The 21,151-nt window shown below is 59.6% G+C and carries 19 protein-coding genes, 1 tRNA gene and 1 riboswitch; of the genes, 10 read left to right on the top strand and 10 right to left on the bottom strand.

Annotated features, from left to right (window positions below):
- Window position 1: 1 nt before the first annotated feature.
- Window positions 2-1,027, bottom strand: a complete 1,026-nt coding sequence (locus Q0J75_RS05820; RefSeq protein ID WP_297198032.1) for an SPFH domain-containing protein — start codon at window positions 1,025-1,027, stop codon at window positions 2-4.
- 198 nt (window positions 1,028-1,225) lie between these two features.
- Here Q0J75_RS05820 and Q0J75_RS05815 point away from each other — a divergent pair, with 198 nt between their 5' ends.
- The 8 genes from Q0J75_RS05815 (at window position 1,226) to Q0J75_RS05780 (ending at window position 9,226) form a co-directional block, all read left to right on the top strand.
- The gene (locus Q0J75_RS05815; protein WP_297198030.1) at window positions 1,226-1,903 is read left to right on the top strand and encodes a response regulator transcription factor; all 678 of its coding nucleotides are present in this window, start codon (window positions 1,226-1,228) and stop codon (window positions 1,901-1,903) included.
- Window positions 1,900-3,159, top strand: a complete 1,260-nt coding sequence (locus Q0J75_RS05810; protein ID WP_297198025.1) for a sensor histidine kinase — start codon at window positions 1,900-1,902, stop codon at window positions 3,157-3,159. The genes Q0J75_RS05815 and Q0J75_RS05810 overlap by 4 nt, the downstream gene beginning before the upstream one ends.
- A 58-nt stretch (window positions 3,160-3,217) precedes the next feature.
- Window positions 3,218-4,081 carry a 16S rRNA (adenine(1518)-N(6)/adenine(1519)-N(6))-dimethyltransferase RsmA gene (gene rsmA / locus Q0J75_RS05805; RefSeq protein WP_297198022.1) on the top strand — a complete coding sequence of 288 codons (864 nt, stop codon included), beginning with the start codon at window positions 3,218-3,220 and terminating at the stop codon, window positions 4,079-4,081.
- Between the two features lie 192 nt (window positions 4,082-4,273).
- The gene (gene pckA / locus Q0J75_RS05800; protein WP_297198021.1) at window positions 4,274-5,881 is read left to right on the top strand and encodes a phosphoenolpyruvate carboxykinase (ATP); all 1,608 of its coding nucleotides are present in this window, start codon (window positions 4,274-4,276) and stop codon (window positions 5,879-5,881) included.
- Between the two features lie 159 nt (window positions 5,882-6,040).
- Window positions 6,041-6,781 (top strand): N-acetylmuramoyl-L-alanine amidase, encoded by a 741-nt coding sequence (locus tag Q0J75_RS05795; RefSeq protein ID WP_297198019.1) that lies wholly within the window; start codon window positions 6,041-6,043, stop codon window positions 6,779-6,781.
- Window positions 6,782-7,097: 316 nt separating this feature from the next.
- On the top strand, window positions 7,098-7,253 hold the full coding sequence (locus Q0J75_RS05790) for a hypothetical protein (protein WP_297198018.1): 156 nt from the start codon (window positions 7,098-7,100) through the stop codon (window positions 7,251-7,253).
- Between the two features lie 105 nt (window positions 7,254-7,358).
- Window positions 7,359-7,435 (top strand) — tRNA-Arg (locus tag Q0J75_RS05785).
- 212 nt (window positions 7,436-7,647) lie between these two features.
- Window positions 7,648-7,746, top strand: a riboswitch (glycine riboswitch).
- Window positions 7,747-7,858: 112 nt separating this feature from the next.
- Complete coding sequence (locus Q0J75_RS05780) at window positions 7,859-9,226, top strand: alanine/glycine:cation symporter family protein (RefSeq protein WP_297198015.1); 1,368 nt, start codon at window positions 7,859-7,861, stop codon at window positions 9,224-9,226.
- Window positions 9,227-9,285: 59 nt separating this feature from the next.
- On the opposite strand, the gene Q0J75_RS05775 is transcribed toward Q0J75_RS05780, so the two are convergent.
- The 7 genes from Q0J75_RS05775 to Q0J75_RS05745 form a co-directional block, all read right to left on the bottom strand.
- Window positions 9,286-10,023, bottom strand: a complete 738-nt coding sequence (locus Q0J75_RS05775; protein ID WP_297198013.1) for a M23 family metallopeptidase — start codon at window positions 10,021-10,023, stop codon at window positions 9,286-9,288.
- A 157-nt stretch (window positions 10,024-10,180) separates the two neighbouring features.
- Window positions 10,181-12,052, bottom strand: coding sequence for an S-layer homology domain-containing protein (locus Q0J75_RS05770; RefSeq protein WP_297198010.1), 1,872 nt, complete (start codon window positions 12,050-12,052; stop codon window positions 10,181-10,183).
- A gap of 94 nt (window positions 12,053-12,146) precedes the next feature.
- Window positions 12,147-13,373: an ABC transporter permease gene (locus Q0J75_RS05765; protein ID WP_297198008.1), complete on the bottom strand. Its 1,227-nt coding sequence runs from the start codon at window positions 13,371-13,373 to the stop codon at window positions 12,147-12,149.
- Window positions 13,370-14,125: an ABC transporter ATP-binding protein gene (locus Q0J75_RS05760; protein WP_297198005.1), complete on the bottom strand. Its 756-nt coding sequence runs from the start codon at window positions 14,123-14,125 to the stop codon at window positions 13,370-13,372. Before Q0J75_RS05760 ends, Q0J75_RS05765 begins: the two co-directional genes overlap by 4 nt.
- 3 nt (window positions 14,126-14,128) lie before the next feature.
- Window positions 14,129-15,796, bottom strand: a complete 1,668-nt coding sequence (locus Q0J75_RS05755; RefSeq protein ID WP_297198002.1) for an HlyD family efflux transporter periplasmic adaptor subunit — start codon at window positions 15,794-15,796, stop codon at window positions 14,129-14,131.
- Window positions 15,797-15,817: 21 nt separating this feature from the next.
- Complete coding sequence (locus Q0J75_RS05750) at window positions 15,818-16,438, bottom strand: TetR/AcrR family transcriptional regulator (RefSeq protein ID WP_297198001.1); 621 nt, start codon at window positions 16,436-16,438, stop codon at window positions 15,818-15,820.
- A gap of 238 nt (window positions 16,439-16,676) precedes the next feature.
- Entirely contained in the window at window positions 16,677-17,873 is a 1,197-nt protein-coding gene (locus Q0J75_RS05745) for an acetate/propionate family kinase (protein ID WP_297198000.1), read from the bottom strand.
- Between the two features lie 170 nt (window positions 17,874-18,043).
- Here Q0J75_RS05745 and Q0J75_RS05740 point away from each other — a divergent pair, with 170 nt between their 5' ends.
- On the top strand, window positions 18,044-19,222 hold the full coding sequence (locus tag Q0J75_RS05740; RefSeq protein WP_297197999.1) for a tRNA(Met) cytidine acetate ligase: 1,179 nt from the start codon (window positions 18,044-18,046) through the stop codon (window positions 19,220-19,222).
- Here the strand turns inward: Q0J75_RS05740 and Q0J75_RS05735 are convergent.
- Together Q0J75_RS05735 and Q0J75_RS05730 are read right to left on the bottom strand one after the other, a co-directional pair.
- Window positions 19,206-20,252, bottom strand: coding sequence for a hypothetical protein (locus Q0J75_RS05735; protein ID WP_297197998.1), 1,047 nt, complete (start codon window positions 20,250-20,252; stop codon window positions 19,206-19,208). The two genes, Q0J75_RS05740 and Q0J75_RS05735, sit on opposite strands and share 17 nt — an antisense overlap.
- Window positions 20,252-20,755, bottom strand: a complete 504-nt coding sequence (locus Q0J75_RS05730; RefSeq protein ID WP_297197996.1) for an RNA polymerase sigma factor — start codon at window positions 20,753-20,755, stop codon at window positions 20,252-20,254. The genes Q0J75_RS05735 and Q0J75_RS05730 overlap by 1 nt, the downstream gene beginning before the upstream one ends.
- Window positions 20,756-20,927: 172 nt before the next feature.
- Between Q0J75_RS05730 and Q0J75_RS05725 the strand changes: the two genes are divergently transcribed.
- Window positions 20,928-21,146 (top strand): hypothetical protein, encoded by a 219-nt coding sequence (locus Q0J75_RS05725; RefSeq protein ID WP_297197994.1) that lies wholly within the window; start codon window positions 20,928-20,930, stop codon window positions 21,144-21,146.
- Window positions 21,147-21,151 lie beyond the last annotated feature (5 nt).

The following is a 21,151-nucleotide window of genomic DNA, read 5'->3' as shown; positions in this document are numbered from 1 at the left end:
ATCAGTACAGACTGCCGGAGTTGACCACCGGCTGAGCGTCCCGGTTGCCGCAGAGCACCACCAGCAAATTGGACACCATGGCGGCCTTCCGCTCCTCGTCCAGCTCCACCACCTGCTTCTCACTCAGCCGCTCCAGGGCCATCTCCACCATGCCGACCGCCCCGTCCACGATCATCTTGCGGGCGTCAATGATGGCGGAAGCCTGCTGCCGCTGGAGCATGACCGCGGCGATCTCGGGGGCATAGGCCAGATAGGTGATGCGGGCCTCAATGATCTCCAGCCCCGCCTGAGCCACCTTGCTCTGGATCTCCTCCTTGATGCGTTCGGCCACCACCTCGCTGGAGCCCCGCAGGCTGCCCTCGTCGGCAACGCCGTCCCCAGTGGTGTCCACGTTGGGCGCCACGTCGTAGGGGTAGATACGCACGATATTCCGCAGGGCGCTGTCGCACTGGAGGGACAGATACTCCTTATAGTTGTCCACATCAAACACCGCCTTGGCGGTATCCACCACCCGCCACATGACGGCGATGCCGATTTCCACTGGGTTGCCCAGACAGTCGTTGATCTTCTGCCGGTTGTTGTTCAGGGTCATGATTTTCAGGGAGATCCGCTTGCCCGCCGCCTCGGGGTCCGCCTTGGGAGCGCTCTTGCCGCCGTCCACATCACCGCTCTGGTTGAGCTTGGTCTTGGCCGCCGGATTCACCCCGGAGCAGAAGGGATTCACATAGTAGAAGCCCTCCCCTTTCAGGGTGCCGATGTACTTGCCGAACAGGGTGAGCACCAGCGCCTCCTGGGGCTTGAGCACCTTCAGTCCGCACAGGAAAATCCAGCCCAGGGACAACCAAATAATACATACCACCATCACCACGATAGCCAGCGGGTCCGGCCCGCCGAACCAGGACGACTCTGCGGCCTCCTCCCGGATGGCAGCCCACACCAGGGCCGCCACGGCTACGACATACAGGGTCAGGATCAGCAGCAGCACAGGCATTCCCTTTTTCTTGCCGTCTAAAATCTTCTCTTTCATCTCGGAGCACCTCCGCTCTCTTTTTGATATCAAAATAATATCACCAAAATATCAGAATGTCAATGCTGTTTGTTAACACTCTGTAAACCCTTTTCTCTTGGCTTTTTTGTATCATTCTTTTCAGAGAAATTTCAGGATCGGAAGGTATTCTTAAGGCAAGCAGAAACCGCTTGATATGCTATGGAAAGGATCGTACCTATGAGAGTTTTGATCGTGGAAGACGAACGGCGGCTGGCGGAGGCTCTGGGCCAGATCATGGCCGAGCAGCGCTACCAGGCCGACGTGGTGTACGACGGCGCCGACGGCCTGGACTACGCCCTGACGGGGCGGTACGACGTCATCATCCTGGACGTGATGCTGCCCAAGCTGGACGGGTTCGAGGTAGCCAGCCGGCTGCGTCACGCCCATGTATCCACCCCCATTCTGATGCTCACCGCCCGGGATGAGATGCCCGATAAGATCGCCGGGCTGGACCACGGGGCAGACGACTACATGACCAAGCCCTTTGACATTGGGGAGCTGCTGGCCCGGGTGCGGGCCCTCACCCGGCGGCAGGGGGAGGTCATTGGGGAGCAACTGGCCGCCGGAGATTTGACCCTGGAGCTGTCCACCCGCTGCCTGCGGTGCGGGTCCAAGTCGGTGCGTCTGGGCTTTAAGGAGTTTGACGTGCTCCGGCAGCTGATGGTCCACCCCCGCTCGGTGGTACCCAAAGAGGATATCATTGCCCGGGTGTGGGGGCTGGAGTCCGACGCGGAGGACAACAATGTAGAGGTATACATCTCCTTCCTGCGGAAAAAGCTGATTTTTCTGGAGTCCACGGTGAGCATCGGCACCGTGCGCAAGGTGGGGTATTATCTGGAGATTCCTGTCTCATGATCCGGCGTCTGCGGTGTAGGTTTATCCTCATCAACCTGCTGCTGGTAGGACTGGTGCTGACTGTAGGGCTGGCGCTGCTGCTGGCGGCTAACGCCCGCCGCCTGGAAAACGAGAGTATGGTGGCCCTGCATACCATTCTCAGCTGGCAGGACGGAGAGAGTATCCCGCGCTTTGAGATTGGCGCGCCCCCTTTGGATCAAGGGGAGTACGATACGGACCGGAACGCCTCTTTGGTCCCTGTTTTCTCCGTCACGGTGAAAGAGGGACAGGTGGTGTCTATCAATAACGGTGATCAGGTGGATGTGTCGGAGGCCACCGCCGCCCAGGCCGCCCAGGAAGCCCTGGCCACTGGCCAGGACAGCGGCCTGCTGCCCTCCCTGGGCCTGCGCTTTCTGCTGGAAAAGACGCCGGAGGGCACCATCCGCATCGCCTTTGCCGACCGCACCTGGGAGCGCAGCTCCATGGCGACCCTCTTTCTCTCCTGTCTGCTGATTTGGGTGCTGGCTATGGCCGCCTTCTTTTTCGTCGGGCTCTTTCTCTCCTCTCTGGCCCTCCGGCCGGTGGAGAAGGCCTGGAAGCAGCAGCGGCAATTTGTGGCCGACGCCTCCCATGAGCTGAAAACCCCGCTTACCGTTATTTTGGCCAATACCGGCATCGTCCTGGCCCACCCCCAGGACACCGTCTCCACACAGGCCAAGTGGCTGGGCTACACCCAGGAAGAGGCCAAACAGATGAAATCCCTGGTAGAGGACCTGCTCTTTCTGGCCAAATCGGACGACGCCCGGCTCACCACCCACCCCACCCAGGTGGACCTGGGCCAGCTGGTCCAGGGCTGTCTGCTCCCCTTTGAGCCGGTGGCCTTTGAGGCAGGTGTGGAGCTGGTGGCCAATCTGTCCCCCGGCCTCACTTTGCTGGGAGACGAGGGGCAGCTGCGGCGGCTGGTACGGATTCTGCTGGACAATGCCGTCAAGTACGCCGGTCCTCCCCACCCGGCGGTGACGGTCACCCTGACCAAGCAGCAGGACAAGCTGCGCCTGACGATCCACAATACCGGAGCACCCATTCCCAGCGAACATCTGCCCCATCTCTTTGAGCGCTTTTATCGGGCGGACGCCGCCCGGGACCGGACCCAGGGAGGCTATGGTCTGGGTCTGGCCATTGCCAAAAGCATCACTGAGGCCCACCGGGGCAAAATTTCGGTGACCAGCAACGCCGACGCTGGGACCACCTTCACTGTTTTGTTTCCCCGGCGGTAGGGTTGTATTTTAAGGCGTTTTCCCGTATACTGGTGTCAATACGTGTACGAGGTGTATTATGGATCTCTGCAACAGCAATGACATCAAGGCCCTGCTGGGCCGCCACGGCTTCCGCTTTTCCAAAAGCATGGGGCAGAATTTTCTCATACAAGGCTGGGTCCCCCAGGATATCGCCGACGCCTCAGGGGCTGACCAGACTTGCGGCGTTCTGGAAATCGGTCCCGGCATCGGGCCCCTCACCGTCCAGCTGGCCCAGCGGGCGGGAAAGGTGGCCGCCATTGAGCTGGACCGGGACCTGCTGCCCATTTTGGCGGAAACCCTTTCTCCCTTTGACAACGTGACGGTGATTCCCGGAGACGCCATGAAGCTGGACCTGGCCGCTCTGGCGGCCGAGCAGTTCCCCGGCCTCACCCCGGTGGCCTGCGCCAATCTGCCCTACAACATCACTACCCCCGTCATCACCGCCCTCATTGAGGCGGGGTGCTTTGCCTCTATCACGATGATGATCCAGCGGGAGGTGGCAAAACGGATCTGCGCCTCCCCCGGTACGGCGGACTATGGCGCTTTCTCCCTGTTCTGTCAGTACCACACCGTCCCGGAATACCTCTTTGAGGTACCCCCCGATTGCTTCCTGCCCGCCCCCAAGGTGACCTCGGCGGTGATCCGGCTGGTACCCCGGACCGAGCCGGTCCAGACTTTGGCCAGTGAGGAACTGTTCTTCCAGGTGGTACGCGCCTCCTTTGCCCAGCGCCGCAAGACCCTGCTCAACGGCCTGTCCGCCGCTTTTGGAGACAGGCTGGGCAAGGATGCTCTGCGCCAGGCCATAACCCTGGCCGGACTGCCGGAGGGAGTCCGGGGAGAGCGGCTGGGCATCCCGGAATTTGCCCGGCTGGCCCATGCCATCCAGTCTCTGATGGGGTAAGGCCCCCGTACAACCGAGGACAGATTGAAATTACCAGGAAGCAAAATTGCAAAATTGCCCGGTACCCGCCATGGAGGAATTGACATTTTGCCCAAATCTGTGTATGATAATTGCATAGCATTTGGCGGTTCTGGGGTTTGCCCCCTCTATCAGAGCCCCTGAGCGATCAATACGGGAAAGAGGTCATGCATTATGGCAAACGTTGATTTGAATCAATACGGCATCACCGGCGTCACCGAAATCCTCCATAATCCCTCCTATGAAGTCCTGTTTCAGGAGGAGACCAAGCCCGGCCTGGAGGGCTATGATAAGGGCCAGGTCACGGATCTGGGCGCTGTTAACGTGATGACGGGCATCTATACCGGCCGCTCCCCCAAAGATAAGTTTATCGTCATGGACGACACCTCCAAGGACACCGTGTGGTGGACCTCCGACGAATTTAAAAACGACAACAAGCCCGTTTCCAAGGAGGCTTGGGATACCTGCAAGGAGCTGGCTATCGAAGAGCTGTCCAACAAGAAGCTGTACGTTATGGACGTGTTCTGCGGCGCCAACCACGACTCCCGCATGGCCATCCGCTTTATCATGGAGGTGGCCTGGCAGGCCCACTTCGTGAAGAATATGTTCATTGAGCCCACTGCAGAGGAGCTGGAGCACTTCCAGCCCGACTTCATCTGCTACAACGCCTCCAAGGCCAAGGTGGACAACTACAAGGAGCTGGGTCTCAATTCTGAGACTGCCGTCGTCTTTAACCTCACCTCCCGGGAACAGGTCATCCTGAATACCTGGTACGGCGGCGAGATGAAGAAGGGCATGTTCTCCATGATGAACTACTACCTGCCCCTGAAGGGCATGGCCTCCATGCACTGCTCCGCCAACACCGACCTGAACGGCCAGAATACCGCCCTGTTCTTCGGCCTGTCCGGCACCGGCAAGACCACCCTGTCCACCGATCCTAAGCGCCTGCTCATCGGTGATGACGAGCACGGCTGGGATGATAACGGCATCTTCAACTTTGAGGGCGGCTGCTACGCCAAGGTCATCAATCTGGATAAGGAGTCCGAGCCCGATATCTACAACGCCATCAAGCGCAACGCTCTGTTGGAGAATGTCACCGTGGACGAGAGCGGTCACTGTGACTTTGACGACGGCTCCGTCACCGAGAATACCCGTGTCTCCTACCCCATCGACCACATTGAGAAGATCGTTCGCCCCATCTCCGCCGGTCCCGACGCCAAGAACGTCATCTTCCTGTCCGCTGACGCCTTCGGCGTGCTGCCTCCCGTGTCCATCCTGACCCCGGAGCAGACCCAGTACTACTTCCTGTCTGGCTTCACTTCCAAGCTGGCCGGCACCGAGCGGGGCATCACCGAGCCCACCCCCACCTTCTCCGCCTGCTTCGGTCAGGCCTTCCTGGAACTGCACCCCACCAAATACGGCGAGGAGCTGGTGAAGAAGATGGAAAAGTCCGGCGCCAAGGCCTATCTGGTGAACACCGGCTGGAATGGCACCGGCAAGCGGATCTCCATCAAAGACACCCGGGGTATCATCGACGCCATTCTGGACGGCTCCATTCTGAAGGCGGAGACCAAGACCATCCCCTATTTCAACCTGGCCGTTCCCACGGAGCTGCCCGGCGTGGACACCAACATTCTGGACCCCCGCAATACTTACACCGATCCCGCTGAGTGGGACTCCAAGGCCAAGGACCTGGCTGCCCGCTTTGCGAAGAACTTTACCAAGTACATCACCAATGACGCCGGCAAGGCGCTGGTGGCCGCCGGTCCCAAGGCGGACTGAGTCTCGCTCCAACTGCATAACTCCTCCGGTCCCGGTGCGCTTCGACGCACCGGGACCGTTGTTTTTATCGGAATCTCATTTCTCCATCCGCCGACGGTGAATCGGCGCTGTCAAGCCTCCCTTCTTCCACATAGCATGGAGAAAAGGAGGTCTTTTTCTATGCCCATCATCTATCTCTCCCCCTCCACCCAGGAGAATAATCTGTATGTGAACGGCGGCACGGAAGAGGAGTGGATGAACCGCCTGGCCGACGCCATGGAGCCCTATCTCACCGCCGCCGGTATCCGCTTTTCCCGTAATACCCCCGACATGACCGCCCTTTCCTCCATCCGGGCCTCCAACGCCGGAAACTACGATCTTCACCTGGCGCTCCACTCCAACGCCGCGCCAGAGGAGCAGTACGGTCAGGCCCGGGGCATCCTGGTCTATTACTATCCCGGCTCAGTGGAGGGCAAGCGGGCTGCCCAGCTCATCGCCAACGGTCTGAAAACCATCTACCCCCTGCCCAACAAGGTACGGGCCGAGTCCACCACCGCCATCGGCGAGGTGCGGCGGGTGCGGGCCCCGTCGGTATTCCTGGAGCTGGGCTACCACGACAACCCGGATGACGCCGTTTGGATCCAGACCAATCTGGACGCCATCGCCCGCAACCTGGTGCTTTCTCTCACCGAGTATTTCGGCCTGCCCTTCCTGGAGCCTCAGTCCCCCCGTCCCGCTATGGTGGACGTCTCCTGGGGCTACCTGAACATCCGGGATAAGCCCTCCACTACCGCCGCCGTGCTGGCCAAGGCCTATGACGGTACCCGGCTCACCGTTCTCAACCAGTGGGAGGACTGGTACGTAGTGAAGCTGGACGGTATGGTGGGCTGGGCCAGCAGTCAGTTTATCACCCTGCTATAGCCCCCCAACCGTCGGCAAGCGCGGCAAACTGATTCGTTCATAATTCGTTCACAGTAAGTTCCAAAACGGTTCACCACTTGGCCGTGGAATCTGGTATGATATGTGATGTCAGGATACCAAAGATCTCAAAGACATGACTCCTCCTCTCTTCTCTCTTTTCAATGCACAACCCACTGTCCCCCCGCAGGGCGGCAATCGCCCCCTGCGGAGGGGCCAGACCAAAACTCCCGCGCCTCCATTGAGAGGCGCGTTTTTTGATGCCAGCCGTATCCTTTTTTCTCCAGCCGGTTATACTGGAACTGTGGGAGGTGATACGATGGCTTATGTGGACCCGGCGATCCGGCCCCAGTTCGACTCCATGCCGCCCCACCTGCGGGAGCACATTCTCCGCATGGGCGTGCGGTTGGAAACCATGTCCGATCTGATGGGCTGCCTGGAGCGCATTATCGCGGAACAGTCGGACAAACCGTAATCTCAAAAATTTTTTGAGAAACTTTTCAATTTGCTCTTGCATTCTGTCAGAAACTGTGCTAATATAACTAAGCTGTCAGCGAGAGAAACTCACTTGAGCTGATACGCGGCTGTAGCTCAGTTGGATAGAGTGTTTGGCTACGAACCAAAAGGTCGGGGGTTCGAATCCCTTCAGCCGTACCAGGAAAGGCAATCACTTCGGTGATTGCCTTTCCTATTTTTGTTTTTTCCACCTCTTGACAAGTACGCTTTACCGTGCTATAGTTCTCACTATGAAATTGGGTGGACATTCGTCCCCCACATAGCGACAAGGGAAGTCCACAGGAAAAAGCCGTCCGGCTTACCGAAGGAGCAAAACTCTCAGGTGTTTCCCCCAGGAAATGAGGACTGTGGATGGATGTGGCTCTGGAGAAGTCTCCCCAGCGGAGATGCCGAAGGTGCAACGCGCTCTCAAGGAGCGCCAATCTCTCAGGCAAAAGGACAGAGTGAACGCAGTGACATCCGGCCAGGCCGGGTGTCTTGTGCTGTATTTCAGGGCCAAACCGCAAACAGGCGGTTTGGCCCTTTTCTTTGCCGCAATTTCACAGAGAAAGAGGAGAGAATGAGATGGAATGGATCGAAGGACTGGTAGGCGTGGTGAACAAAGTGCTGTGGGACTATGCACTGCTGTTCCTGCTGGTGGCCACCGGCATTTACTTCACAGTGCGCCTGGGCTTTATCCAGCTGCGCAAGTTTGGCGAGGGTATGCGCCGGCTGTTCGGCGGCTTCTCCATGAAGGTCGCCCGGGCAGGCAAGGAGGGTATGTCCTCCTTTCAGGCCCTGACCACCGCCATTGCCGCCCAGGTAGGCACCGGCAACATCACCGGCTGCGCCACCGCCCTCTACTCCGGCGGCCCGGGGGCCATCTTCTGGATGTGGCTGTCCGCCTTCTTCGGCATGGCCACCATCTATTCCGAGGCCGTGCTGGCCCAGAGATTCCGCACGGTAGACAAAGACGGCCACGTGGCTGGCGGCCCTCTCTACTATATCCGGGCCGCCTTCCAGAATCAGTTTGGTACCTTTCTGTCCGGCTTCTTTGCTGTGGCCATCATTCTGGCCCTCGGCTTTATGGGCAATATGGTCCAGTCCAACTCCATCGGTGACGCCTTCCATACCGCCTTTGGCATCCCCAAGCTGGTGGTAGGGGTCATCATCGCCCTGATCGCCGCTTTCATCTTCCTGGGGGGCGTACAGCGTATTGCCTCCTTCACCGAGAAGATCGTCCCCATTATGGCCTTCTTTTACATTGTGGGCTGCATTGTGATCCTGTTCATCAACCACAGCGCCCTGCTCTCCGCCCTGAAGTCCATCTTTGTGTGCGCCTTTGACCCTCAGGCGGTGCTGGGCGGCGCGCTGGGACTGACCATGCGGGAGGCCATGCGCTACGGCGTAGCCCGGGGCCTTTTCTCCAACGAGGCCGGTATGGGCTCCACCCCGCACGCCCACGCTATGGCTAAAGTGGAGAAGCCCCAGGACCAAGGCGTGATTGCCATGATGGGCGTCTTTATCGACACCTTTATCGTGCTCACCTTGACTGCCCTGGTCATTTTGTCCTCCGGCCTGCTCCAGCCGGTAAACGGCCCCTTACAGGGTACCGCTTTGGCCCAGGCCGCCTTCAACGCCGCTTTCGGCACCTTTGGCAACGCTTTTGTGGCCATCTGTATGCTCTTCTTTGCCTTCTCCACCATCATTGGCTGGTATTTCTTCGGCGAGCTCAATGTAAAGGCCCTATTCGGGAAGAAGGCTACCAAAGGATACGCGGTGATCGTGGTGGCCTTTATCGTGGTGGGCTCCACCCTGAAGGTGGACCTGGTATGGTCCCTGTCCGACCTGTTCAACGGTCTGATGGTGCTGCCCAACCTAATCGGCCTGCTGGCCCTCAGCGGGCTTGTGGTCAAAATTACCCGGGGCACCGGCGACACCCTGCGGCAGTAAGATACAAAACAAACCGGACCGCGCTTTTCCTTTCGCGGTCCGGTTTGTTTTACGCTTGTTCAGTGACCCAACAGTTCCATAGGGTCCACGCTCTGGCCATCCTGGGCCACGCTGAAATGCAGGTGGCTGGGCAGAGCACTCTCGGCGATGGCGGTATCCCCCACCGAGCCGATCACATCCCCCACGGTGACGGTATCCCCCACCTCCACGGTGGGCATACCCGCCAGATTGGCGCAGGTGGTGGTCATATTCCCGCCGTGGTCAATGACCACAGTGGTACCCAGCATCACGTCTTCAGTCACCTCTGTGACCACACCGGACGCGGGAGCCCGCACCTCAGTGCCGGCAGTGGCGGCGATATCCACCCCGTCGTGGGTACGCCAGTCCCCCATAGTGGCATCATAGGCCAGGGTTTCCACACTGTAACCGGCCAGCACCTCACCCTGGACCGGCCAGGTCAGAGAGGTGGGGGCGCTCTTGGGCGTAGGCGTGGGGGTAGGCGTGGGCTGGGCCGCCGACGGGGCAGCCGTTGCCGCGGCGGAAGCTGTGGCGGCAGGCCGGGCTGTGGCCGTCACAACGGGCTTCTGGGGCTGGATCGCCGCGGCTGTGGCAGTGGGCTTGGGCGTCACCGTGATGCTGGCAGAACCGCCTACCGGACGCTCCGGCTCCTCTCTGGTCAGCGTGGAGAAGAGGAACCAGCCGGAGATTCCAATGGCCGCGATACAAAGCGCCAGGACGATGTAGAATCCCTTTCCCTCGATAAAGTCACTGAAACGGTGGTAGAATGATTTTTTCATATTCTTCAGCACCTCCGAGCCTTATTTTGGACAGGCTGGCCGGTACTTATACACCACCGCGGTGAAATTTTGCACCTTTTCCAAAAGACACAGCCCCGGCGGACGCAGTCGCATCCGACGGGGCTGTGTGTTGCTGTTTACTGTCTGGCGCCGCTCGTTACTGGGCTATGATGACCCGGATGCGGCCACCGGCGCTCTCGGTCTTATCATACCAGCCGGTGAGGACGTAATCCCCCTCTGCCACCCGGCTCAGGCTGGAGGGCATATACTGCCCCTTCTCATAGACATAGACCGCCACCTGGTCGGACAGACGGTACTGCCGGTTATCACCCACGGCCACCTTATCCGCCACGCTGACGCTCTCCAGCCGGCGGCTGCTCAGATTATACAGCCGCTCCACCGTGGTGTCACTTTCCATCTTCACCTGGCAGGGACCCAGTACCAGCTTATAGACCGTATTGTAGGAGCTGAATACCTGGGTCTGTCCGCCCACATCGAAGGTGTAGGTGGAGGAGACCTCCATACCCATATTGACCTCCATCATATCCGTGATGACGCCGTACTGATGGATATCGCCCGTCACATCGTCCAGGATCAGGTGGGTGATCTGACCGTCGGAGTTGAGTACATAGTAGCGTACCATGTCCTCGGTGAACTCCACCCCGGCCAACCGCTCCGGGTAGACCCGGATGGGCGTGCATCCCTCATAGGTATCAATGATCTGGATATCATCTGCCAGGACATAGTCGCCCAGTCTGGTGCCGGCGGCGTTCATCTTGCCGGTAAGACCCATCTCCGTCAGCCGCTTGACCTCCAGCTTGTCGTTTCCGGCCACCACGCGCACCAGATCGCCTTCCTTCAGGCCAGTGGCGCTGCACTGATAGCGGTAGGCGTTGCCGTCTGTGGCCACCACAGTGATGGTGCGGGCGGTATAGCTGTCATTGTCTCCGTCGTCATAGGGCAGATTTTCCACCTGGGTAATGACGCCATAGATCAGATCACTGTCGGTCTGGGCCTCACCCAGGGCTGCCACGCCGCCGTTGCGGCCCAGCAGCAGCGTGACCCGGTCGCCTACGGCATAGCTGCCCAAATCGGACAGGGCATAGGCCGCCTCAGTGGTTTCAATGGTATAGCTCTTGCCTGCCACCGTCACGGAGGTGGGGGCGGCGGCAGAGGGGCTGATGGCCTCCAGCAGACCGGTTACCTTGTCGGAGTAGGCCCAGATGGTATGCATGGACTCCGACCAGTAGACCACATCCTGCGCCTGAATGTTGTCCAGATTGGAGGTACTGCCGTTGCGGTAGACTGTGGCGCTGCCGGCAGCAAAGGGAATCTTGGACTGCCAGCCGGAGGAAGCCACCACGGGGCCCTCCATGGCGGAATTCACCAGGGCCACCCGGTCCAGCTCCCCGTCGGCGTTGACCAGGTTCAGGGTGGGCTCCAGGGTGTTCAGATGGTAGGTCCCGGACTTATCCTTGGTGACCATCAGATTATAAAAGAGGTATAGGCAGTCGCGCCGGGTCATGTAATCGTTCTGGCCGCAGCTCACCCCTTCGTCCAGACCCAGGGCCCGGTACTGGGCCATCTGGCCCGCCGGCCACAGACCGGTAAAATCACTGTCGCTGTAGCCCAACAGCCGCAGCAGGATGGTGACCCCTTCCGCCAGAGTGATTTTCTGGTTGGGGTTGAAGTTGCCGTACAGATCTCCCTGCACCAGATTCAGGTCCACCGCGGCTTTGATATAGGGGGCGGCCCAGTGGGTCTGGGGTACGTCTGGATAGGGCTTGACCGCCACCGTGTCTCCCACCGTATCCCGGCTGGTGGAGGCGGCCACCGTCATTTTGGTAAATTCCGCCCGGGTCACGGTACGGTCCAGGGCCAGATTGCCCTCATCGTCTCCCACCATAATGTCCAGCGCGGCCAGCACCTGGGCGGCCTCTTCCTCCGTCGGCGGCGCCGCCAGCGCCATGGGCGCCAGCCCCAGCACCAATACCACGGCCAGCAGTCCCGATAACAGTCGATGTTTCATCTTTTTTCTCCTTCTCACGGAAACGGGCGCTTCTTATGTGTCTTCAGTATATACCTTCCCGGAATGGGAGGCAAGAAAAAGGTAGACCGGCAGGTCAGTCGTACCGCAAAGCGTCAATGGGGTTGAGCTTGGCGGCCTTGTCGGCGGGCAGGTAGCCAAAGAGTACCCCGATGCCCACCGACACACCAAAGGAGACCAAAATACCGCTGAGGTTGGGAATGGCGGCAAAGCCATCGGCATCACTGACAATCACACCGGCCACTGCTGTAAACAGGTTAGCCAGCAAAATACCGAACAGGATACCGATCACCCCGCCGATGGCGGAGGTGGTGCCCGCCTCAATGATGAACTGGCTGCGGATGTCCCGGCCCTTGGCCCCCAGGGACTTGCGGATGCCGATCTCCCGGGTGCGCTCGGTCACCGACACCAGCATGATATTCATGATGCCGATGCCTCCCACCACCAGAGAGATGGCGGCGATAATCACCAGGATGGTCATAAGCACACTCAGCATGGAGTCCATCATTTCCATCATTTCCGCCGAAGTCATGACCATATAGACGCTGCTGTCCCCATAGATCCGGTTGAGCATACGCTCAATCACGCCTTTGGCGGCAGAGGAGGTCTCTTTGCTGGTGCTGGTCACCAGATAGCTGCTGCTGCCCATACCGCTGCCGGCGGCGTTGAGCTGCTCCACCAATCCATAGGGCAGATAGATCAGATCATCCCCGCTGCCCTCGGTGGAGTCGGCCTTTTCGCTCAGAGTGCCGATGACGGTATAGGGCACACCCCCCACCGTCAGGCTCTGGCCGATCCCCTTGCCGTCAAACATGGCCTGATTCAGATAGCTGCCGATCACGCACACCTTCTGGTTGCGCTCCACATCCACATAGCTGAGAAACCGCCCCTCTTCCAGGGTGTCTCCGCTGGCGGTCTGTCCCTTTTCCGGATTATATAGGGTCTCGCTGACCCCATATACACTGGTGCGCTCATACTCCTGGGCCCCCTGACGCACCACTGCGGAGGCGCTGAGGTAGGGACTTACCGACTCGATATACTGGGGATATTTCTCCGCCAGCCCATAGAAGTCGTCGGGAGTGACTTCCCGGTTCCCGCCGTAGGAGAAGACAGAGACCTGGATCATATTGACGCCGATCTGCTCAAACTGGCTGTTCATGTATTGCTGCATTCCGTTGCCCAGCGAAACGATGACGATGACCGCCGCCACACCGATGATAATGCCCAGCATGGTAAGCAGGGCCCGCACCTTACTGGTCAGCAGGCTCTTGATGGCCAGACGGAAGGATTGCCCGATCTTCATACGTTGAGCACCTCCCTGGCATCGTCTCCGTTCTGTTCCAGGTCGGGCTGGACCACGGCCTGGGGATCATGGGCATCGCCATCATAGATGATCCTTCCGTCCTGTAAGCGCACGATGCGTTTTGCCTTGACAGCAATCGAGTTATCGTGGGTGATGAGCACCACCGTGTCCCCCTCGGCATTGAGCTTCTGGAGAAAGCGGAGCACCTCCCGGCCGGTGCGGGAGTCCAGGGCGCCGGTGGGCTCGTCGGCCAAAATCACCGACGGGCTGCCTGCCAGGGCCCGGGCAATGGATACCCGCTGCTGCTGGCCGCCGGAGAGCTGGCTGGGCAGATTCTTGCGCTTATCCACCAGGCCCACCCGTTCCAGGGCCTGGAGCGCCCGCTCCCGCCGCTCGCCGCCGGAGACACCGGCATAGAGCAGGGGCAGCTCCACATTTTCCAATACGCTGAGCTTGGGGATCAGGTTGTACTGCTGGAAAATAAAGCCCAACATTTTATTGCGGATCTCGGCCTGCTGGTCGTCGTCCATGGTGGACACATCCACTCCGGCCAGGTGGTAGGTGCCGGAGGTGGGCACGTCCAGACAGCCGATGATATTCATGGCGGTGGACTTGCCCGAGCCGGACTGGCCCACGATGGCCACAAACTCCCCCTGATCCACCGTCAAGGAAATGCCGTCCAGGGCGTGGACGGTCTCCTCTCCCATCTGATAGATCTTATAGATATCCTTCAGTTCAATGAGGTGTCCCATAGCTTAACTCATCCCCGTGATTGTTTCCATCATGCTGGAGCCCTGGGGGCTGGGGGCCAGGATGATTTCCCCCTCCTCCAGACCGTCTACGATCTCAATATAGTTGTCATCGTTGCGGCCCAGCGTGACCTGACGCTCCTCAGCAGCGGTAAAGTCCACCACGTTTCCGTTCTCGTCCAGGCAGCCCTCACCGGCCACCAGCACGGTGTCTCCCCGCTCCACGGCCTCCACCGGCAGGGCCAGCACATTCCCCACTTCCTCCACAATGATCTTGGCGGAGACATTCATGCCGGGATAGAGCTCCTCCGGAGAGCCGTCCACCAGAATGGTTACCGGGTAGCTGGTATGTCCGCTGGCGGTGGTGCCGTTGATATTGATCTTATCCACCACGCCGGTGAAGCTCTGGCCGTCCAGGGCATCAGCGGTGATCTCCACCTTCTGCCCCACCTGAATCTGGCTGATGTCCTGCTCGTCAATCTCCATCTCAAAGGTGAGCTGAGAGCGGTCATAGATGACGGCGGGATAAGTAACTGTGGTCCCCGAACTGGACATGCCGTTGATGTTGTCCCCCACGTCCAGGTTCTTCTCGATTACCTCGCCGTCAATGGTAGAGGTAATGGTGTAGTCGTCCAGCTTCTCCTGGGCACTTTTCAGAGAAAGCTGGGCATTTTCCAGAGAAATCCGGGCGTTTTCAATCTGAGTCTCCAAATCCTGCTCTGAGATCACGCCTACGATCTGCCCCTCGCTGACCCGGTCCCCTTCCTTGATGTTGAGCACGTCCAGGTCCCCGGCGGCCTTGGCCGTGATCTGTCCGGAGGAGGCATAGGTAAAGTTGGACCCGGAGGCGCAGGCAGTACCGCCGATAGAGGCGGTGCCCTGGCTGTTCTCATCCAGTACGCCGGGGTTGTTGACCTGAATAGTCACCTGCCGTACCCGGGTGCCTCCCGCCCCCACCTCGTCGGTGGCGGCGATCTCGCTGACCGTTCCGGTGAGGGTGGAGGCGGTGCCGCTGACCGCCACGGTGGCCTGCTGGCCTACATAAAAGCTCGCCGCGTCCGCCGCATGGAAGGGTACCTTCAGCTTCATGTGATCCCGGTCCAGCACGTCGGCAATAACGGTACCCACCGTTACGCTGTCTCCACGCTCCACATGGAGCTCGGTAATCACACCGGAATCCTTGGCGGTGATATTGCGGTCCTTCTGGTTATCGCTCTGAGTCTTGAGCAGATCGTCCAAGGCCAGCTGGGCCGACTGGACATTGAGCTCCAGCTGGGCAATGTTGTTTTCCACATCCTTGGCGTCGATGCGGAAGAGCACATCCCCCTTGTGGACCGTCTGTCCCTCCTCAAAGGGGGCCTCCAGAATCTCGCCGCTGACCAGGGTGGTCACGTTGTAGGACTGGATGGGTTCAATGGTGCCGGTGCCGGACACCGAAACGGTCATGTCCTGCATGGAAACGGTATAGGGTAAATAGATGCTGCTCAGCAGCTTCTGACCCGTCCCCATGCAGCGGGCCAGCAGAAAGAGCAGCAGAGCCACCACCACAACCAGGATGATGAGCCGTTTGACCCACTTGCGCTTCTTTTTGGGCGCCTTAAATTCCGGCGCCTTTTTGTCCTGCTTCTCCGGCGGAGCGGCAGGCGTTTCCGGTTTGACCTGGGTTGCTTCCATCGTCGTTTCTCCTTTTCTTTGCTATACCTCATTGCAGGGGGAGGACTTGGCCGCCGCTCCCCGCCGCAGAAGGTCCAACATACGGACCAGCCGGGCTCTGACCTGCTCCGGGCTGCCCTCTTTCCCCATCGATACCACCGCTCCTGCGGCAGAGGCTATCAGCAGATGGAACAGATCGGGCAGATCGGTATCAGTTTGCAGATCCAGCCGGGACAGGTCGATCTGTCCCCGCAGCCGGTCCAAAACGGCACAGGGCCCCTGCCGGTTGAGGACCAGCCCGGGCTGAAGCTGCCGGTTGCGGCGGAGGATGGCCGCCATCTCCCGGAACTCACCGCTGTGCCAGTTGGCCTGTACATGGTCAAACAGGGCCAGAGACGCGGCAAACAGATCACCCCGGTTCCAGTCCAGCCGCTCCCCCATCCGCTGGATCAGCAGCTCGCCATAGGTTTCCATCAGATAGCGGAACAGATCCTCTTTGTCGGTGAAGTACATATAAAAGCTTCCTCTGGGGATACCGGCCTCCCGGATAATCCGGTTGATGGAGGCCTCCTCATAGGGTACCCGGACAAATTCCGCCCGGGCCGCTCCCAGCAGCCGCTGCCGCTTTTCCTCCGGCAGGTGAAAAAATGTGGTGCTCGGCATGGACTTCCCTCCAGACCTGACAAGCTGTCACAATCTTAATACGACAGCCTGTCAGGTGTCAACGGAAGATACCAATTGTTCACAATTTGTTTGGAAGGAACGTCCTAAAGAGCATACCAAAATCAAAGAAAATTTTTACTCAAAAAAAGATAAATTTTTCTTAAAATCCTCTCTTCCTTTTTCTTACAGACATGTAAAAGGGGCGCTGCTTTGCAGCGCCCCTTTTATTGGTTTTATCTTACTTGCCCACGATCTCAGCGGTGTCCATGGCGATCATAAGCTCCTCGTCGGTGGGGATGAGCAGCACCTTGACCTTGGAGTCGGGAGCAGAGATCACAGTCTCCTTGCCCCGGACGTTGTTGGCCTCAGCGTCCATCTTCACGCCCATGAACTCCAGGCCTGAAGTAGCGCCCATGCGGGTATTGGCGTCGTTCTCGCCCACGCCGGCGGTGAAGACGATGGCATCCACCCCGCCCATGGCGGCGGCATAGGCGCCGATGAGCTTCTTCACGCCGTACTGGAAGGCCTCCAGAGCCAGGGCGGCCTGCTGGTTGCCCTCGTTGGCGGCATTCTCAACATCCCGGAAGTCGGAGGACACGCCGGAAATGCCCAGCACGCCGGACTTCTTGTTGAGGATGTTCATCATTTCCTTCATGTCATACCCGTACTTGTTCATCAGGTACTCCATGATACCGGCATCCAGGTCGCCGGAGCGGGTGCCCATGGGCAGACCGGCAAGGGGGGTGAAGCCCATGGAGGTGTCCACACTCTTGCCGCAGTCCACAGCGGCCACAGAGGAGCCATTGCCCAGGTGGCAGGTGATGATCTTCAGCTCCTCGATGGGCTTGCCCAGCATGGCGGCGGCCCGGCCAGACACATAGCGGTGAGAAGTGCCGTGGAAGCCGTAGCGGCGGACCTTGTCCTTCTCATAGTACTCATAGGGCAGAGCGTAAATGTAGCTCTTGGGAGGCATGGTCTGATGGAAAGCGGTGTCGAACACACCTACCATGGGCACGCCGGGCATGACCTTCTGGCAGGCCTGGATGCCGGTGATATTGGCGGGGTTGTGGAGAGGAGCCAGGGGGATGCACTCCTCCAGAGCGGCCATGACCTCGTCGGTGATACGCACAGAGCCGGCAAACTTCTCGCCGCCGTGAACCACCCGGTGACCCACCGCGTCGATCTCAGAGGCGCTCTTGATCACGCCGTGCTCGCTGGAGAGCAGGGCGTCCAGCACAGCCTGAATGGCCTCGGCATGGGTGGGCATGGGGATCTCAAACTCATACTTGGCATCCTTGGCGGGGACCTTGTGGGTCAGACGGCCGTCGATGCCGATACGCTCACACAGACCCTTGGCCAGCACCTCACGGGTGCCGGGGTCCATGAGCTGATACTTGAGGGAAGAGCTGCCAGCGTTGATGACCAGAACTTTCATGGTACAATCTCTCCTTACTTTTCCTGATAAACTGTGGCTTGAGCGCCAAGCGTTCCCGTAGTACAATAGGAGCACATATCAGTTTTATTTTATCCCTTTTTTCCGCAAAGGACAACCCACATTTTTACTGAAAGGGAGAAAAATTTTACTCTCGTTCTGGAGGAAAAGCAATGACCGCCGTTGGAATCGTCGCCGAGTACAATCCCTTCCATCTGGGCCACCGCTGGCACATAGCCCAGACCCGCTGTCTGCTGGGACAGGACTGCCCTGTGGTATGCGTCATGAGCGGCCACTGGGTCCAGGGAGCGGACTGCGCCATTGGGGACAAGTGGACCCGGGCGGGGCTGGCGCTGGCAGGGGGCGCCGACCTGGTGCTGGAGCTGCCCACCCCCTGGGCTATGGCGTCGGCGGAGACCTTTGCCCGGGGGGCGGTGTCTCTTTTTGCCGCCTCCGGGGTGGTAGAGGTACTTTCCTTCGGCAGCGAGTGCGGCAGTGCGGCGGAACTGGCCCAGGCGGCAGCGGCATTGGACCACCCGGCCTACCCTGCCCGGCTGCGGGCGGCCCTGGACAAAGGACTCTCTTTTCCCGCCGCCCGGCAGGAGGCGGCGGGCTGTCCCTGTCTGTCCACCCCCAACAACAATCTGGGGGTGGAATATCTGCGGGCGTTAGCCTACCTGAACTGCCCTCTGGAGGTGGTGACGGTGCCCCGCCGGGGAGCGGCCCACGGCGGAACCGAGACAGTGGAAGGCTTTGCCTCTGCCACCCAGATACGGCGGCTGCTTCGGACAGAGCGGTATGAAGAGGCCGCCTCACTGGTCCCCGCCGGTACTTTGGAGCGGCTGGGGAAGATTTCCTCCCTTTCTTACGTGGAACGGGCCATTCTGGCCAAACTGCGGACCATGGATACCGGGGCCTGGGCCGACCTGCCCGACAGCGGCACAGCAGAGGGCCTGCCGGAACGGCTGGTCCGCGCCGCCCGACAGGCCCTCTCTCTGAATGAATTTTATGCATTGGTCAAAACCAAACGATACACCCATGCCCGGCTGCGGCGGCTGGCTCTGTCCGCCTTTTTGGGGCTGACCACAGACCGCCCCGTCCTGCCACCCTATGCTCGCGTGCTGGGGCTCAACCGTCGGGGACAGGCGTTATTGAAGCGGATGAAGGATGTCTGCACCCTGCCCATTCTGACCAAACCGGCTCAGGCCAAAGCCCTCACCGGTCCCGCCCGGCGGCTCTTTGAGTTGGAGGCCAGGTATACCGATCTGTACAGCCTGTGCTTTCCCACCCCAAAACCTTGCGGGTCGGAGTGGACCACCAGTCCGGTGGTGGACTTCACCCAACCGGAATGACCCAGTTCAAATCCCAATAGGTGACCGGTACGGCCTCACGCTGCACCCCGTTGTCCAGGTACATCCGCTTTAGCCGCAGGGCGCCGATCTCCACCGCCGTGATGGTCTCACCCTCCGGCGCATTACAGATCCAGGTCCCGGTGCCGTCGGACAGCATCTGTGCCGGGTATTGCTCACCCGACGCTCCAATAAACACCACGTCATGGGCGTAGACAAAGGCCAGGGCGCTGTCGTTTTCCACCTTCCTCTCCGGGTACAGGTCCAGCAGCCGCCCATCCTTGCTGACCAGAGCGGTGACCGTTCCCGCATCAAAGGTCCGGCTGGTCTCTGTCATATCCAGAGCCTGAACGGTGGCCAGCTTGATCTGCTTTTCCCACAGCAGTGTGCCGCCGTCATAGGTGTAGATGTGCAGGGTATAGCCCTCCTCCGGCTGCTCCACTGCCTGAAAGCTGGTCCCGGTGGTCCCCTGGGTCAGAAAGCCCTGCTCCAGTTCTGCGTCGGTCAGATAACTGGTATAGCATCCGCTTGCTCTCAAATCGGCAACCGTCTCCCAGCCCTCCAGAACAGAGTCCAGGCCGGTCTCCAGTTCCTGATCCCCGGCAAAGAGCTTCATTTGATAGCCGTAGTCTGACTCATCATCGTCCCGTTCTGGCAGGGATTGGGTGGAATACTGCTCCAGGTGGACCCGGATCACCTCGCCCTGCCGCTCTGCCTCCAGGCGGTACGTCCACCCATCTTGAGTCCACTCCTGGGGCTCCTCCATGCGCCACACCTTTACCCCGCTCTTTATGGCTCCCACGCCGGGGAAGTAGCATGCGGTCAATGCCGCCGCAGCCGCAGTCAGGCACAGCCCTGCCGCCAGGCAGGCCGCCAGCCACAGCACCCGGCTTAGGGGCCTTTTTTGATGCCCTTTTTTGTCCTGTTCCGGCAGTTGGTTCAGCTCCTTCTGAATCCGTTCCTCAAAACCCCTGGGCAGTGGGCAATCCTCCCGCCGGGCCCGGGCACGGAGCCGTTGATCCCATCCGTTCATTATTCTTCCTCCTCTCGCAGTAGCTCTCTCAAATTCTGTCTGGCACGGCTCAGCCTGGATTTCACCGTACCCTGGGCCACACCCAAGATGCGGGCGATCTTCTTGACGGGCAAGTCCTCGTAATAGTAGAGGGTCACGACCGCCCGCTGGTCCTCCGGTAGGCGGAGCACCGCTTCCCACAGGTGAGCAACCGGCGGGTCTTCGATGCCGCCTGCCAGCTGTTCCACCGTGTCGGTGTACACTACCCGGGCACTTTTGCGCCGGTAGCCATAGGCACAGTTGACTGTGATTTTCAGCAGCCAGGCTCGGGCGGCGTCACCGCTCCGCAGACGCCCCCAGTTTTTCCAAGCCAACAGCACCGCCTCGCTCACCGCATCTTCCGCGTCGGCGTCGCAGTCCAGCACCGCCCGGGCGGCTCGGAACATACTGCGGCTGTGCTGGGTAACCAGGGCGGCAAATTGCTCCTGCGCGCTCTGTATACCAGCCAGTTCTATGGTTGCCATACTCCCACCTCCCTGTCCCACTGTCCGGACACCCTATAGATGCGCCAACAAGTGAATCGGTTCCCATAGTTGCAAAAAAAGATGTCCGGCTTTCTGAACCGGTCCAGTAAAAACGGACAGTGACAAAAGGCCCCCTGATGTAGGAAAATAGACTACATCAGGGGGTCTTGTCATGGAGAAACGGAAATACACACACGTTCAAGCACTGCTGCCTGAAATCAAGGCAATGCTGGCAGATGGGAAAACCCAACGGGAAGTTGCAGAATACTACGGCTTTCAGGATAAGCAGGTGGTAAAAAGGCTGCTTGAGCGTGAGCGGAGAAAAGGACCTGTTGACAAAGGTAACGTATGGGCTGAGAAATCATATTCTCAGCCCATATTTCATCCATAAATACC

It is taken from the genome of uncultured Flavonifractor sp. (assembly GCF_944385615.1).
Classification (GTDB): Bacteria; Bacillota; Clostridia; order Oscillospirales; family Oscillospiraceae; genus Flavonifractor.
Note: the sequence above shows the minus strand (reverse complement) of the source record. Positions and strands in the feature narration are given on the sequence as shown.